This is a genomic window from Xenorhabdus ishibashii (genome assembly GCF_002632755.1).
Taxonomy (GTDB): Bacteria; Pseudomonadota; Gammaproteobacteria; order Enterobacterales; family Enterobacteriaceae; genus Xenorhabdus; species Xenorhabdus ishibashii.
The window spans coordinates 1,065,036-1,077,888 of record NZ_NJAK01000001.1 but is presented as its reverse complement, the minus strand read 5'-3'; the positions used below and the strand labels follow the sequence as shown (position 1 = coordinate 1,077,888).

The following is a 12,853-nucleotide window of genomic DNA, read 5'->3' as shown; positions in this document are numbered from 1 at the left end:
TACTATATGGCACAAAGGAACAATAACAAGAAATATAGTGTAAGTACAAACATGGCAATATATGAGTTAGCACAGGATTCGTTAATAAAAGTTGAAATGACTTCATTTGAAGCAGAAAAGCTGAAAGAACGACAAGACATTCAGCGCTTTTTAAAATCACAAATTGAAGCCATCAGCCCAGATACATTAGTGATTGCTGAAGAATATAGTCACTTTGTTGGCTCTAATCGCCGTCTTGATTTACTTGGTATCGATAAGTCTGCCAATCTCGTCGTTATCGAGCTTAAACGGGATGACGATGGTGGTCATATGGAACTTCAGGCGATCCGGTACGCTGCTATGGTTTCGAATCTAACGTGGGAACAGGCTGTTAGTGCTTACAGGGAATTTTTGAGTCAAACAGGGCAAGATATTGATGCTGAAAGTTCGCTGTTGGATTTTCTGGCATGGGACTCTCCACAGCATAGTGATTTTGCTAAAGAAACGCGTATCGTTTTAGCTGCTTCTAGCTTTTCTAAAGAGATTACAACATCAGTTTTGTGGATGAATGATATAGGTATGGATATAACTTGTGTTCGTCTTCAGCCTTTTCGAGTAAATGGAAAACTTTTATTAAATATTGAGCAAATTGTTCCTCTTCCCGAAGCGATGGATTACCAGATAGAGGTACGTCATAAAAAGCGTGAAAAGAGAGTTGCTAGCAATGAAAAAGATCACTCATCACTTAATCTGTATGTTAATGGAATACCTTACCAGCAAGGATTCCGTAAGTCAGACATTGGTTTTTATACAGTTAAAGCACTTGAGGAGCATCAATTAATTGATGAGTCTGGTTTTAGCTATCTTCGAAATAATAAAACTTGTTCGTTTCAGTTACTGAAAAAATATGAAGAAATTAAAGGAACTGAAGATAAATACAAAAAGTATCGTACTCAGCTATGTTTAACCACATCAGGCGGTAGTGGTTCCTCGAATTCCCCAACGCGCAGAAATCGGTTAGAATAAATTCCCTACAATAATGAGAATAAAATTTAATCTATGGATAGAAATAAATGGAAAAAGGTTGTTGGTTGGTTGGGTAAGCAAGCTAACAAATCGAACTTTGCTTTTTTGGGTTACATCCTGTTAATAGCGTTTCGTCCTGAGCCACTCGAATTATGGCTACGCGAGCACTATCCTAGTGTTTCGCCAGAAACCTTTGCTTATTTCGTTACGATGTACCTTATAAGCGCGGCTATAGTTTATATTCCATCAATGCTGATTAAATATCTGAGAAAGAAAATCTCACCCCCTCACCGTCAACCCGCCTGACTCCAATCTACGGCGGGACTTGGTTTTGGTTGAAACTGACTTTTTCGATGGAACGCTATTTACTGTCGTAATGAAACTGGTTAATGCGTTAACAGTGTCGCGTTCCTGCTTGGTCATGCGTTGTTTGGGTTGGCGATTATTTCGGAAATTCTCGCATTGTTTTTGCCGAGACTGAAAAAAGAAATTGTCGAGAGTATTTTCCAGCCAGTAATCTTTCTCGTTCATAGAAATTTCCCCTGTAATTAGCTCACCATAGATCACTCAGTGAATGATCTATGGTCAGTTACCACACTCTCGCAGTGGTCGCGCTCATGCCCTTGAGTTCCTGTCGCATCTTTGCCGCTGATAACCGGTGCAAGTTTGGCTTTCTTGCTGCCTTACCGTGGTGGCTCTATTTGGCCTGCGGTCTATCCGCTTTGGTTTACATAAATTCTCCTTGGTTAATGGCTGGGTATGATTACACGCTTGGGGATGTAATTTGTTCTCAATTAAATCGCATTTTAAGGTCAATAAAATACGTACTCAGCAGAGATGGAGTAGATGATTTTTTAGATTGTGAGATTAGGCAGTTACCTGAATTTATAGTAAAGCTAATAACGTTCTTATTACTTATCACCTTGTATCCCACATGCTTCTGGCTTTTTGCCATTATCCAAATGCACTATCACAGAAAAACCAGAGAGAAATATAAAAATGGTTTATCCGACGATGAGAATTATCACATTATTGGTTGGTTAAGGGGATTTAATAAATGAAATGCCAAATCACAGCCACTATCACATTTGTGAATGCCGTTATTTGCTCCTGAGATTAACACAGGGGCGATTAAATGCCATAAGTGGTAACGTTGGGTTGGTTTAAATTAAAACCCGCCAGAATTAGCTACATCGCGCCTTGTGTGGTGATTAAATAATGGTCGAATTAATAATTTATTCAGGAATGGAACCGGAGGGTAGCCAATGCGCCAAGGAAATCATACCTAGGCAAAGTGCGCAGATTAACGCCAGCACAGGAGCGATGGGTCAAAGCAATCTTATCACTATGGGCTGATGAAATGGGTGGCTCAGCCTATTCTGGAAGATATGGCGGTGGTGGCTGCGATGGAATATGGCGATTTGTAAGTGGGTGGTCAGGAGAGCAGCAAGAGAAGTTTATGGATGTATTCGATAGCCTAAGAACTGCCGGATATAGAGGGGAGGAATTACTGAAAAAAGCCCACATGATTTTATTTCCCAAGCAATCACTCAGCGACATGTTTCAACGCGCCAACGATGTAGATGAAGCTGATTTTGTAGAGCAGGCTATCTTAAAAGCTTTTAGTAAGTCCAACCCTGTATATGTCCTCGCCACTGATTATTATCTTCGCAGAAACACCGTGCAAACTCTCGCAAATTATATGCAGAGTGACATTGCTCCGTGGTTGACCATCAAACAATGTATTGATCGGGTGAAATGGTGTATTAGTTTATTTCATGCCAAAGTTTATATGGTGTTGCAGGATGAAATAGTGCGAGAGCGCTCACAAAAAGGAATAGAAACAATAAATATTTCTGAAATAACTTGAAAAAAAGTTATGGGAGTGTATATTTTAGGTATGCTCGGAGCAAGAAGCGAAAGAGCGGGTAACAAGGCAAATCGGGGCGGCGCTTGTTATCGATTCCGCCCAGTTGGTTACTTCGACTTAGGTCTGGGACTCCAACCACTCCGGCTGAGAGGTCGGAATAAATTCCAAACCTCGCACTCGCGGGGTTTTTTGCTATCTACCCGTAGTAAATCCAACTACCTAAGAATCCTCGGTAGTTCAAAATCCCGATATGGGAATTCCGGCATCGGAACAAATTCAAATAGTTAGGAATTCCGAGCGGTTCAAATTCAAGGCTGCGCATGGCGTGGCTTTTTGTTTTTTGGTCGCCAACTACCGAGAAAGTGTTGGGTGCGTTGCGGATTTACCTATTCCAGCCGATCGCAAACGCTCATATTGGCAGGATCACAATTTAGCATCTGAAATCATACAGGCACGGCCTGTTATCAATACGCGCTGCGTATCTACCGCCCTCGATTCTGAGGGCAACCTATTCATTACAGGGAACTCGTTGATGGCAATTGAAGAATGCTATAACTTCACTTGGCAGGGTAAGGCTCGCGCACGTCAAATAGCCCAAATGCCACCAACAGGCACTTTGTGCCCTTGTAAAGAAGAGAGTGTGAATTGGGATACCACAGAGAACCTGTTTATTGAAGGTGACAATCTTGAAGTGCTTAAGATATTGCAAAAGTCTTATCACAAAAAAATAAAGATGATTTATATCGACCCGCCTTACAATACGGGCAAGGATTTTATCTATAAAGACCGGTTCAGTGATACATCGGGTCGGCGTCATACAAATTGGCTGAATATGATGTTTCCGCGGTTGCTCGTTGCTAAAAACTTACTTCACCCAGAAGGAATGATATATATCTCTATAGATGATAATGAAGTCTTTAATTTAGTGAAGGTTTGCGAAGAAATATTTGGATACGACGCCATTAAAGTTATTGTCATTAAAATGAGTGAAGCCAGCGGCCTCAAAATGGCCAGCGTCAAAAAGCAAGGTACTATTCCAAAATTAAAAGAATATATCATTGCTATAAAACCGAGTGGTATCAATAATATTGAATTCACCCCCATAAAGAAGTCTGGGTGGGACTCGGAGTATAATATATATTTGGATAATTTTAGCAGGGAGAATAGGGACTTTTACGACGCGATAAAAGATTCGGCGTATCTTAGTGACGAGCAGTTAAAAAAATTAGATGAAATTTTATCAGGGGTAACCTTAAGGTCTTTGTCCGAAGTATATAAAGGACCCGTTTCCAAAAAGAATGAATGGCTTTTCGATAATAGCTGGCGAATATGTCAGTGCGTCAAATCCAGTAGTGTTTACAAACTAAGCGAAGAAAAGAAGAAGAAGAACAAGAAAGTAAGTGGCGTTTTCTCTGTTAAGTCAGCTCAGGGGTTAGTGTATCTTGTACGCGGAACATATCCAGAAACCAGCCAAAACCCCAGACTGCAATTAATATTTGCCTCTGATAACCTGTTTGTTCATCCTGGCGATCTTTGGTCTCACATTAAAACTACAGGGCTTAATAACGAAGGTGGTGTACCTTTCAAAAATGGGAAAAAGCCATTAAAGCTCGTAACTGAACTGATTGGCTCTTTAAAATCCCTTAATGATGGCGATATCGTTTTAGACTTCTTCGCGGGTTCAGCAACGACGGGCGAAGCGGCAATGATAGTGAGTAAAAATAAAAATATTAAATTAAATTACATACTGGTTCAGTTGCCCGAAAATTTAGAGGACACTTACAAATTAGCCAGTACTGAGATGAAAAAGCAAATAAAAGCGTCTATGGATTACTTAAATGAATCGGGTAAGCCACTTAACTTAACAGAATTGGGAAAGCAAAGAATGAGAATAAGTATTGAAAAATACAAAGCTGAATCTCAAATGGGTGGGTTTAAGGTATTTAAGCTTGATCAAGCTTAACACTCCAATCTTACCCCTATTAACTCACTAGCGAGGTGAATGATGAAGATTATAGTAAATTTTCCTAAAGTGAATTCGAGATTGGAATTTAAAAACAATGATGGCATGAAACAGCAAAGCATATTGTCTTTTTCTTCTAAACGAGTGGCAACACTAGAAGCTGATGTTTATGTTTGCCTGCAAAAAGAAGATGAAGTCCTTTTTCATGAAACGCCTCATGTAAAATTATTTTATGTCGAAGACTATAATGAAAGATCGACGTTTTCAGATTTTGAACTCAGAGCAACAGAGTGGGCTAAAAGTAAGTCGTTAGAATTTGTGAGTCATATTAATAAGGTGCAATCACTTGCACCTTGATTTGCTATTTCAGAAGGTTGATTAAGTCCTTGCCAGCATGTCCCCTTGCGTGACTTGAGACGTGTTTTAATACCATCTTTTCTAACTTCTTCTTTGTCTCTTCTGGATTAGCGGATTCTGAGATAAGAAACTCAATTATTGCAACAGTTAATTCATAGCTTAATTGGGACTTGTCATAAAGAAAATTTTGTTCTGGTGACATTCTATGCCCGCCAATGACAATCATATTTTTTCCTTTTTAGAGGTAATCAGCCATCCCTCTATTGATTGGTTGATTTTTGGCTGATCTAACAGCTTACCTTAACTATCAACCCATTACTTTTAACCGACTCACAGGGGTAACCATCGTTCACCCCACGGACGCCCATTGTTCAGATGGGGTGGAATATGAAGATGAAAGAAAATCCTGATTTATGGGCTGACATATTAAACGGCCTGAAAAACTCATGGCCGCAAATATCCGGCTCTGTTTTGGCGGCATTAATTTGTTACGGGCGCCTGATTTATGACGGCGTGGAACGAAAGAACCGCTGGGTCGAGGCACTACTGTGTGGTGCGCTGTCATGGAGTGTATCCAGTGGATTGGAGATGTTCGGCATTCCTGCCAATTTTGCACCGGCTATCGGGGGTGCCATTGGGTTTATTGGTGTTGAGAAGCTGCGTGAGTTTGCTGTTCGTGCCATTAATAAACGCTTGGGGGATAAATAATGACAAGAGACCAAAATTACACGGATGCCGTTCTGTCATTTGATTTATTTTGGGGTGATTTTGGTGACGGTTCTGAACGCTGCCTGAAAGACAAAATCGGTATAACCCGCAAATCGGCTCGCTGTCATATCTGCGATGAAATCATCCCCCTGAAATCCATCGCCAGATTATCAACATGGGTATTTGATGGTGAAATCATACACTATCGTTGTTGCACAATTTGTTGTGATGCGATGGCGAAATTCAATAGTGATGATGACGAACTCATCGATGATCGGTATGAAATTGGCGAAACATCCCGAATGAATAGGAATGCATCATGAATACCTATAATTTTCCGCCCTATGGCGTCAGTAGCCGGATGTATTCCACCACGGTTGTTTTAGAACGTATTACGCATTTTCAGCCCATTGACTATAACGGTAATAATGGAACAGCTATTTTTCTGGATACAGGAGTAGAGGTTTGTACCAGTATGCGCAGTTGGGATATTGAAAAATTGCTGAACGACCATGAGGGATAATCTGATGATCAGAGGCATTAGGAATCACAATCCGGGCAATATTGATCACAACCCAAAGAACAAATGGCAAGGCCAGTTGCCTCATAACCCGAAGATTGAAAAGCGGTTCTGTCGGTTCGAGTCACCAGAGTATGGCATTCGGGCACTCATGAAGTTGCTGACCAATTACCACAAAGGCGGTCATAACAGCGTGTCTAAAATCATCAACCGCTGGGCGCCCAACATAGAAAACAACACCTCAGCCTATATCAAGGGTGTTGCTACTCGCCCATGCCAAGACTGAAATCGATACTCTTCGGGCTGATGTTGCCTCTGGCCGTCGCAAGCTGCGCATCAAAGCCACCTGCCCCGTGTCTGAAACCGTTACCTCCAGCGGCGTGGGCGATGCAACCACCGTCGAACTCACTGGAGAAACTGGATCAACTGTTCTCGATATCCGAGAAGGCGTCATCAACGACCGGGCAAAACTGAGATATTTGCAGGATTATGTAAATACTGAATGCAGGTGGGATAAATGAAAACAGACGTTGACTTGATTTACTTTGAGAAAGATCGGGAAGAGCGAACACAACTCAGTAAATACTATGTATCACACAACAACTTAGAAACAGTTCTTGACCAAAGACTTCTCATCAACAAAGACGAATTCGGTCGATATATCGCAAGAATGGAATTTACTAATTTTCCTAAACTGAAATCAGAGAAAGAGGCGGCACTAAAACTGGCTGATTGGATGCGTCGCATGAGTGAAGCGATTGAAAATCACTGGCAGGATAAGACGCAGCATCCAGAGGTAGACCCTCTTGTTCAGGATGCATTACCACCTCAGAGCAAATGATTCTGGGGTGGCAGGAGTAGGTTAAGGGCAGTGTCAGTGAGATAGTTTCTCTATGTAATCGCTCCGCGATTATATCCAATCGAAATGATTAAAAAGCGATCTGCATAACACTTACTGCCACCACCTCGCGTGATGGCTTTTTTATTCCTATACCCATTCCCTGAGTGGCTACAGGAATAACCCATGCTGCCACCTCGTTCCCATCGCGTACCCAACGCACACGGGATGGTGGCATTTTTATATCTGAATTTCACCGTGCATTCACACGCATACCAATAAAAACGCAGAGCCTTACAGAAAGTCGAGCCTGAGAAAACCGTTATTAATAGGGTATTTCTGCGGGCGGTTTTTCTGTGTGAACAGGTTCGGCTTTCTATAAGGAAAATACCCGATGAAATTAGTCAAAACGAATAAAGCCAATCTTCCCGTAACAGAAGCACCGACCATGACCAGCTTGGAAATGGTGGATTACATCAACGCTGACCGTAAGGCTAAAGCAGAGGCAGAGGGATTAACGTTCCCGTGCAAAAAGTACAAAAAATTACGTCATTCAGATTTCACTAAAAAGGTGCCAAAAGTGCTTGGTGAGGGGTGTGCGAAAAATTTCTCACACCCCATAAAGAACCAACAGAACGGCGAGATTTACCCAGGATATAAATTCCCCAAGCGTGAGTCTTGTCTGATGGCAATGAGCTATAGCTATGAGTTACAAGCTCAGGTGTTCGATCACATGACTGATCTTGAGGTGAAATCTGGCTTCGGATTTACCATCCAACAACTACAAGACATGCTTGTTTTGGCAAAAAAGGCGTCTGACGAGGATTCCTCTGATGCTGGCCGCAGACTGAGAAAGCGACAAGATGACCTGATTACCCTCAATAAGGCTGAAAAGCTGATTAATGACCTCGGTCAGGTGGCTCTTGGGTTGATTGGTGGCGGTAAAGAGGTAATCACTCATGAAAGATAATATATCACCATGCGATTTCTTTTGTAGCCGAGTGGCCGAGGCGTACTTACTTCATTTAGTGGCGACATGGCGTCGCCCTATTTATCGGTATGAAACTGGCGACATTGAAGTCTGCAAACATTTTCTATGGGGCCTGTTAGATGGATACCCCAAAGACAGAATGAATGATGGCTATCGAGCGCGATTCTACTCAAAGCTATTGAAAGAATTTGACGCCACTCCGATTAAGGGAGTTGTTATTTGCGGTGGCAAAGTGCCGGAATTGAACAGTAGAGGGATTAAGTACATGAATGCTCTCGTTCATCAATATGGTGACATGCTAACTGACATTGGTGTGCAAGATGAATATGGAACGCTGATCCCGCCAGAGAGTTACAAAGGTATAAATTTAGAGTGATTACCCATTATACAAAATTCTGCAAAGCATCCATATTCGGGTGCTTGATAGAGGTTTGTGTCAGTTTTGGGCTGAAATGGTCTCGCTCCGATAGGGGGTTTATATAAATAGAGCCAGTTGTTTATTCTGAATTCAACCAAAGAGAGGTAAATATGCCTGAGCACCAGATACCACCGGGACTGCGCCCGATCAGACCTTTGCCTGATATCGCTCCTAAAGAAGAAGCCAAGGCTAAGATGTTGCTGGATATCCGAGGGAATCATGTAGCACTGGTCAAAGAAGGTCGGGCTGGTCCCGATGTGTACGTACATGACGGTTTACCGTCTCAATTACAGGAACAGACAATGCCACAGGAAAACCAAGTGCCCGGTAGTGTTGAGAATAACACCGCGATTACACAGGACGATCCTAATGCGGCTCAGTCAACTGAAAACCAGAAGCCGACTGAGTTCGTAATAGATAACGATGCCGTCAGAAAAAAAATGACGGAGTTAGGATTGGCAACAGATGATGAAGCTGCTGTACAGACCTTTATTGGTGGTATGCAGTTTGCCCATGAACTGGCAGAAGGCGAATCAACCTCAGCGCCCGTTGGGGACAACGGTCAGGAAAAACCCAATTCGGTGAACGATAATCCGGTTGGGGAAAATTCGGGAGAAAACAAGGAGAATACAACCGCCATGGATCATAAGCCGAAAATCACAATGGATGCTAACGCTATTCGCCAGCAGGCCATTGAACAAACTAAGGTGCATTTTAAGGCACTCAATGAAGCTGGGCAAAAAGTCCGTTCGCTGGTGGGAGAGCTGGACATCATGGCTTTTGATAGTGCCGAAGCGATTTATGCGCATGCATTGAAAAATAAAGGCTATGACCCCAAGAAATACGACAAAACCGCATATAAAGGCATGGTAGATATACTAGCAACACAAAAGCCCTCTGCATTCACACAGAATCCGGTTATGGATGCCGCGCCAAGTAGTCTAGAAGGTCCATTTGCGGGTTTGAAAAACATTAAAATCTAAGAGGTTATCATGGCATTACAAAAACAGGTTGGACTGTACTACGCTCCGGCGGTTCCCGGTGACAGAGCCACACAAAACCCCGTGATTTACACGCAGGGCAATCCGCGAGCAGAAGGCGAGATCACCATCGGTCATTTCGTGTTTGCAGGCACGGATCCATTCCGGCAGGTCAAAGCCTCCACAACAGGCAAAAGCGCACCGGTGGGCTTTGTTGAGCGCATACTAGCGTATTACAACTATAACCTGACATCGCCTGCAACAATGACTATCCCAGACCAGACAGACGTTACAATTGCAGCTCGTGGTGATTTCTGGTGTGCGCCAACCAATCAGAGTGCGTCCACTGGTCAGACGGTGTTTGCATCTACGACTGATGGCAGTATTCAAACAGGTGATGCAAAAACCCCGATTGAAGGTCACGTCAAAACCGACTGGATTGTCAAATACTACGACACTGACAGCAACCTCGCCCTAATTTCTAACTGGCAGACTGCCTAATTACCTGACTGAAATTATTCACGCATGACAACACCCTGTAATAACGGGTGGAATTTGTCATGCGTACTGGAGAATAGAATGAGTAAACTCTCTTTTGAGCAGGCCAAAAAATACGGCTTTGTTTTTAACGGTGCCCGTGAATGGATCACCCGCGACAATATGCCGCGATTGATTCAAGATGCGGCGTTAGCTATGCAATCATAGGGCAGTAGTATCATGTTGGTGGATTTTGGTGTCGAATGGTAAGTTGTAATTTGCAAAGGCGACTTAGCAGTGTAAAATTTTCGCAAATTTATTTTCTGTACATGTTATTGTACATAATTGGAAAAATCCCCATGCAAAATCCAATTTTCGCCAGTGAAGTCGCCAAGCGAAGAACGTTTGCAATAATTTCTCACCCGGATGCGGGTAAAACAACCATTACCGAAAAAGTATTATTGTTCGGACAGGCGATCCAGAAAGCGGGAACGGTAAAAGGCCGAGGCTCCAACCAACACGCTAAATCAGACTGGATGGAGATGGAAAAACAGCGTGGTATTTCCATTACCACTTCCGTGATGCAGTTTCCTTATGCTGATTGTTTGGTTAACTTACTGGATACCCCAGGACACGAAGACTTCTCGGAAGATACTTACCGTACCTTGACTGCCGTTGACTGCTGTTTGATGGTCATTGATGCCGCGAAAGGGGTTGAGGATCGTACCCGTAAGTTGATGGAAGTCACTCGCCTGCGTGATACGCCGATCCTGACATTCATGAACAAGCTCGACCGTGATATTCGTGATCCAATGGAGCTAATGGATGAAGTGGAAAATGAGCTGAATATTGCCTGTAGCCCAATCACATGGCCAATCGGCTGTGGTAAATCCTTTAAAGGTGTCTATCACCTCTACCTTGATGAAACTTACCTGTACCAATCAGGTCAGGGGCATACCATTCAGGAAGTTCGCGCTATCAAAGGATTGGACAACCCTGAACTGGATGCAGCGGTGGGTGACGAGCTGGCGAATCAATTGCGCGAAGAGCTGGAACTTGTCAAAGGCGCATCCCATGAATTTGATCAGGAAGCCTTTTTACAGGGAGAATTAACACCTGTCTTCTTTGGTACTGCATTGGGTAACTTTGGTGTTGATCATATGCTGGATGGCCTGGTTAAATGGGCTCCAACCCCAATGCCTCGTCAGACTGATGCGCGTGAGGTGGCTGCCGGTGAAGAAAAATTCACCGGTTTTGTTTTCAAAATTCAGGCGAATATGGATCCGAAACACCGTGACCGTGTGGCATTTTTGCGGGTTGTTTCCGGTAAATATGAAAAAGGCATGAAATTGCGTCAGGTTCGCATTAAGAAAGACGTTGTCATTTCTGATGCACTGACCTTTATGGCCGGAGATCGCTCTCATGTCGAACATGCTTATCCAGGGGACATTATCGGTCTGCATAATCATGGCACCATTCAGATTGGCGATACCTTTACCCAAGGTGAAGAGCTGAAGTTTACCGGTATTCCTAACTTTGCTCCTGAATTGTTCCGTCGTATTCGTCTGCGTGATCCGTTGAAGCAGAAACAATTGCTGAAAGGTCTGGTGCAACTATCAGAAGAAGGTGCTGTGCAGGTATTCCGTCCGCTGTCTAATAACGATTTGATCGTCGGGGCGGTAGGTGTGCTTCAGTTCGATGTTGTTGTTGCCCGTTTGAAGAGTGAATACAACGTTGAAGCGCTGTATGAACCGGTTAACGTTTCTACGGCTCGCTGGGTCGAGTGCAGCGATGCGAAGAAGTTGGAAGAGTTCAAGCGCAAAAATGAGCAAAATCTGGCTTTCGATGGCGGTGATAACTTAACTTACATTGCACCAACTATGGTCAATTTAAACTTGACCAGTGAGCGCTATCCTGACGTTTCCTTCCGTAAGACACGGGAACATTAATATTCTTTCAGGGCCAGCTATCCTGTTGGCCCTTATCTTTATTTTATCCATATATTCTGTTGCTCGTGCAAATAAAAGAATAACTCTCTGGATTAATGAAAATATACGTTATTTTTTGTAAATCTCATTTTATCACCATTGCCTAATTGACATACTGTTTTGGTAACGGTTCAGGCTGAAGTTAAAAAATTTAAAAAGGTGGTAGGATGAAAAATATCAAGTTCACACATTCACTACTGGCTGTTGTTTTAGGCTCGGCATTGGTCAGTAGTAGTGCTCTGGCGGCGGATCTTTCTGTGGGAAAAACGCTGGAGAGTACAGGGCAACAACTCGATAAATCTATCGATAGTGCAGGGAAAAAAATTGATCAATCCTTGCAAAAAGCAGATGCTTATTTAGACGATAGTGCCATTACAGCAAAAGTGAAAGAAAAACTGCTGGAACATAAGGGTATCAATAGTCATGACATTTCGGTGAAAACTGAAAAAGGTGTTGTCCATCTTTCCGGTGTTGTCAAAAACAAACATCAAGCAGCGAAAATAGTGAAGATTGTTCATGGAATAAAAGGTGTCAAATCAATAAAAAGTACGATAGAGATTAAGAAATAATCTTAATCTGAAAAATAATAGACATCGTTAATAGAGTGGTTGATGATAGCCACTCTTTCCGTTTCTTTTCCTCAGATAATATCTTGTTAAGTAATGAGATTATTCATAGGAATGTTATTCGCTGACGGCATTCCGATAACTTGCTATTTTCATATCAGTTTAACTATTG

At 42.6% G+C, this 12,853-nt stretch carries 20 protein-coding genes and 1 pseudogene; 18 read left to right on the top strand and 3 right to left on the bottom strand.

Annotation, left to right across the window (positions count from 1 at the left end):
- Positions 1 to 6 precede the first annotated feature (6 nt).
- The gene (locus Xish_RS05055) at positions 7 to 1,005 is read left to right on the top strand and encodes a PDDEXK family nuclease (protein WP_208614809.1); all 999 of its coding nucleotides are present in this window, start codon (positions 7 to 9) and stop codon (positions 1,003 to 1,005) included.
- Positions 1,006 to 1,284: 279 nt separating this feature from the next.
- On the opposite strand, the gene Xish_RS05050 is transcribed toward Xish_RS05055, so the two are convergent.
- Entirely contained in the window at positions 1,285 to 1,536 is a 252-nt protein-coding gene (locus tag Xish_RS05050; RefSeq protein WP_099116978.1) for a hypothetical protein, read from the bottom strand.
- 86 nt (positions 1,537 to 1,622) lie between these two features.
- On the opposite strand from Xish_RS05050, the gene Xish_RS18545 reads away from it, so the two are divergent.
- The 4 genes from Xish_RS18545 to Xish_RS05030 all read left to right on the top strand — a co-directional run bounded on the left by Xish_RS18545 (position 1,623) and on the right by Xish_RS05030 (position 5,195).
- Positions 1,623 to 2,066: a hypothetical protein gene (locus tag Xish_RS18545; RefSeq protein ID WP_167383222.1), complete on the top strand. Its 444-nt coding sequence runs from the start codon at positions 1,623 to 1,625 to the stop codon at positions 2,064 to 2,066.
- 299 nt (positions 2,067 to 2,365) lie between these two features.
- Positions 2,366 to 2,875, top strand: a complete 510-nt coding sequence (locus Xish_RS05040; protein WP_244185934.1) for a hypothetical protein — start codon at positions 2,366 to 2,368, stop codon at positions 2,873 to 2,875.
- Between the two features lie 532 nt (positions 2,876 to 3,407).
- Positions 3,408 to 4,838, top strand: coding sequence for a site-specific DNA-methyltransferase (locus tag Xish_RS05035; RefSeq protein ID WP_099118674.1), 1,431 nt, complete (start codon positions 3,408 to 3,410; stop codon positions 4,836 to 4,838).
- 39 nt (positions 4,839 to 4,877) lie between these two features.
- Positions 4,878 to 5,195 (top strand): hypothetical protein, encoded by a 318-nt coding sequence (locus tag Xish_RS05030; RefSeq protein WP_141553921.1) that lies wholly within the window; start codon positions 4,878 to 4,880, stop codon positions 5,193 to 5,195.
- 4 nt (positions 5,196 to 5,199) lie between these two features.
- Here Xish_RS05030 and Xish_RS05025 read toward each other — a convergent pair whose 3' ends face one another.
- On the bottom strand, positions 5,200 to 5,421 hold the full coding sequence (locus tag Xish_RS05025) for a hypothetical protein (RefSeq protein ID WP_038193254.1): 222 nt from the start codon (positions 5,419 to 5,421) through the stop codon (positions 5,200 to 5,202).
- 161 nt (positions 5,422 to 5,582) lie between these two features.
- Between Xish_RS05025 and Xish_RS05020 the strand changes: the two genes are divergently transcribed.
- The 6 genes and pseudogenes from Xish_RS05020 to Xish_RS04995 all read left to right on the top strand — a co-directional run bounded on the left by Xish_RS05020 (position 5,583) and on the right by Xish_RS04995 (position 7,264).
- Complete coding sequence (locus Xish_RS05020) at positions 5,583 to 5,903, top strand: phage holin, lambda family (protein ID WP_244185927.1); 321 nt, start codon at positions 5,583 to 5,585, stop codon at positions 5,901 to 5,903.
- The gene (locus tag Xish_RS05015; protein ID WP_099116975.1) at positions 5,903 to 6,226 is read left to right on the top strand and encodes a hypothetical protein; all 324 of its coding nucleotides are present in this window, start codon (positions 5,903 to 5,905) and stop codon (positions 6,224 to 6,226) included. The genes Xish_RS05020 and Xish_RS05015 overlap by 1 nt, the downstream gene beginning before the upstream one ends.
- Positions 6,223 to 6,426 carry a hypothetical protein gene (locus Xish_RS05010; protein WP_099116974.1) on the top strand — a complete coding sequence of 68 codons (204 nt, stop codon included), beginning with the start codon at positions 6,223 to 6,225 and terminating at the stop codon, positions 6,424 to 6,426. The genes Xish_RS05015 and Xish_RS05010 overlap by 4 nt, the downstream gene beginning before the upstream one ends.
- Before the next feature lie 4 nt (positions 6,427 to 6,430).
- Positions 6,431 to 6,688: pseudogene (locus Xish_RS05005) on the top strand (structural protein); the annotation flags it as partial.
- Positions 6,689 to 6,696: 8 nt separating this feature from the next.
- Entirely contained in the window at positions 6,697 to 6,897 is a 201-nt protein-coding gene (locus Xish_RS05000) for an Rz1 family lipoprotein (protein WP_167383221.1), read from the top strand.
- A 43-nt stretch (positions 6,898 to 6,940) separates the two neighbouring features.
- Positions 6,941 to 7,264, top strand: coding sequence for a hypothetical protein (locus Xish_RS04995; RefSeq protein ID WP_099116972.1), 324 nt, complete (start codon positions 6,941 to 6,943; stop codon positions 7,262 to 7,264).
- A gap of 88 nt (positions 7,265 to 7,352) precedes the next feature.
- Here the strand turns inward: Xish_RS04995 and Xish_RS18540 are convergent, their stop codons facing one another.
- Positions 7,353 to 7,499, bottom strand: coding sequence for a hypothetical protein (locus Xish_RS18540; RefSeq protein ID WP_167383220.1), 147 nt, complete (start codon positions 7,497 to 7,499; stop codon positions 7,353 to 7,355).
- 156 nt (positions 7,500 to 7,655) lie between these two features.
- Here Xish_RS18540 and Xish_RS04990 point away from each other — a divergent pair, with 156 nt between their 5' ends.
- From Xish_RS04990 to Xish_RS04965, 7 genes are all read left to right on the top strand, one after another.
- The gene (locus Xish_RS04990) at positions 7,656 to 8,231 is read left to right on the top strand and encodes a Rha family transcriptional regulator (protein ID WP_099116971.1); all 576 of its coding nucleotides are present in this window, start codon (positions 7,656 to 7,658) and stop codon (positions 8,229 to 8,231) included.
- 31 nt (positions 8,232 to 8,262) lie between these two features.
- Positions 8,263 to 8,628, top strand: coding sequence for a hypothetical protein (locus Xish_RS04985; RefSeq protein WP_244185925.1), 366 nt, complete (start codon positions 8,263 to 8,265; stop codon positions 8,626 to 8,628).
- A 152-nt stretch (positions 8,629 to 8,780) separates the two neighbouring features.
- Positions 8,781 to 9,653 carry a DUF2213 domain-containing protein gene (locus Xish_RS04980; RefSeq protein WP_099116969.1) on the top strand — a complete coding sequence of 291 codons (873 nt, stop codon included), beginning with the start codon at positions 8,781 to 8,783 and terminating at the stop codon, positions 9,651 to 9,653.
- A 9-nt stretch (positions 9,654 to 9,662) separates the two neighbouring features.
- Positions 9,663 to 10,151 carry a structural cement protein Gp24 gene (locus Xish_RS04975; protein WP_099116398.1) on the top strand — a complete coding sequence of 163 codons (489 nt, stop codon included), beginning with the start codon at positions 9,663 to 9,665 and terminating at the stop codon, positions 10,149 to 10,151.
- Between the two features lie 78 nt (positions 10,152 to 10,229).
- Complete coding sequence (locus Xish_RS19125; protein WP_279625600.1) at positions 10,230 to 10,355, top strand: hypothetical protein; 126 nt, start codon at positions 10,230 to 10,232, stop codon at positions 10,353 to 10,355.
- Positions 10,356 to 10,486: 131 nt separating this feature from the next.
- Positions 10,487 to 12,076, top strand: a complete 1,590-nt coding sequence (prfC, locus tag Xish_RS04970) for a peptide chain release factor 3 (RefSeq protein ID WP_099116968.1) — start codon at positions 10,487 to 10,489, stop codon at positions 12,074 to 12,076.
- 206 nt (positions 12,077 to 12,282) lie between these two features.
- Entirely contained in the window at positions 12,283 to 12,684 is a 402-nt protein-coding gene (locus tag Xish_RS04965) for a BON domain-containing protein (RefSeq protein ID WP_099116967.1), read from the top strand.
- Positions 12,685 to 12,853: the final 169 nt, after the last annotated feature.

What these genes read in the sequence shown, in the direction of transcription:
- Xish_RS05055 (WP_208614809.1), top strand. Translation starts at nt 7, where the DNA reads ATGGCACAAAGGAACAATAACAAGAAATATAGTGTAAGTACAAACATG.
- Xish_RS05050 (WP_099116978.1), bottom strand. Translation starts at nt 1,536, where the DNA reads ATGAACGAGAAAGATTACTGGCTGGAAAATACTCTCGACAATTTCTTT.
- Xish_RS18545 (WP_167383222.1), top strand. Translation starts at nt 1,623, where the DNA reads ATGCCCTTGAGTTCCTGTCGCATCTTTGCCGCTGATAACCGGTGCAAG.
- Xish_RS05040 (WP_244185934.1), top strand. Translation starts at nt 2,366, where the DNA reads ATGGGTGGCTCAGCCTATTCTGGAAGATATGGCGGTGGTGGCTGCGAT.
- Xish_RS05035 (WP_099118674.1), top strand. Translation starts at nt 3,408, where the DNA reads ATGGCAATTGAAGAATGCTATAACTTCACTTGGCAGGGTAAGGCTCGC.
- Xish_RS05030 (WP_141553921.1), top strand. Translation starts at nt 4,878, where the DNA reads ATGATGAAGATTATAGTAAATTTTCCTAAAGTGAATTCGAGATTGGAA.
- Xish_RS05025 (WP_038193254.1), bottom strand. Translation starts at nt 5,421, where the DNA reads ATGATTGTCATTGGCGGGCATAGAATGTCACCAGAACAAAATTTTCTT.
- Xish_RS05020 (WP_244185927.1), top strand. Translation starts at nt 5,583, where the DNA reads ATGAAGATGAAAGAAAATCCTGATTTATGGGCTGACATATTAAACGGC.
- Xish_RS05015 (WP_099116975.1), top strand. Translation starts at nt 5,903, where the DNA reads ATGACAAGAGACCAAAATTACACGGATGCCGTTCTGTCATTTGATTTA.
- Xish_RS05010 (WP_099116974.1), top strand. Translation starts at nt 6,223, where the DNA reads ATGAATACCTATAATTTTCCGCCCTATGGCGTCAGTAGCCGGATGTAT.
- Xish_RS05000 (WP_167383221.1), top strand. Translation starts at nt 6,697, where the DNA reads ATGCCAAGACTGAAATCGATACTCTTCGGGCTGATGTTGCCTCTGGCC.
- Xish_RS04995 (WP_099116972.1), top strand. Translation starts at nt 6,941, where the DNA reads ATGAAAACAGACGTTGACTTGATTTACTTTGAGAAAGATCGGGAAGAG.
- Xish_RS18540 (WP_167383220.1), bottom strand. Translation starts at nt 7,499, where the DNA reads ATGCCACCATCCCGTGTGCGTTGGGTACGCGATGGGAACGAGGTGGCA.
- Xish_RS04990 (WP_099116971.1), top strand. Translation starts at nt 7,656, where the DNA reads ATGAAATTAGTCAAAACGAATAAAGCCAATCTTCCCGTAACAGAAGCA.
- Xish_RS04980 (WP_099116969.1), top strand. Translation starts at nt 8,781, where the DNA reads ATGCCTGAGCACCAGATACCACCGGGACTGCGCCCGATCAGACCTTTG.
- Xish_RS04975 (WP_099116398.1), top strand. Translation starts at nt 9,663, where the DNA reads ATGGCATTACAAAAACAGGTTGGACTGTACTACGCTCCGGCGGTTCCC.
- Xish_RS19125 (WP_279625600.1), top strand. Translation starts at nt 10,230, where the DNA reads ATGAGTAAACTCTCTTTTGAGCAGGCCAAAAAATACGGCTTTGTTTTT.
- prfC (WP_099116968.1), top strand. Translation starts at nt 10,487, where the DNA reads ATGCAAAATCCAATTTTCGCCAGTGAAGTCGCCAAGCGAAGAACGTTT.
- Xish_RS04965 (WP_099116967.1), top strand. Translation starts at nt 12,283, where the DNA reads ATGAAAAATATCAAGTTCACACATTCACTACTGGCTGTTGTTTTAGGC.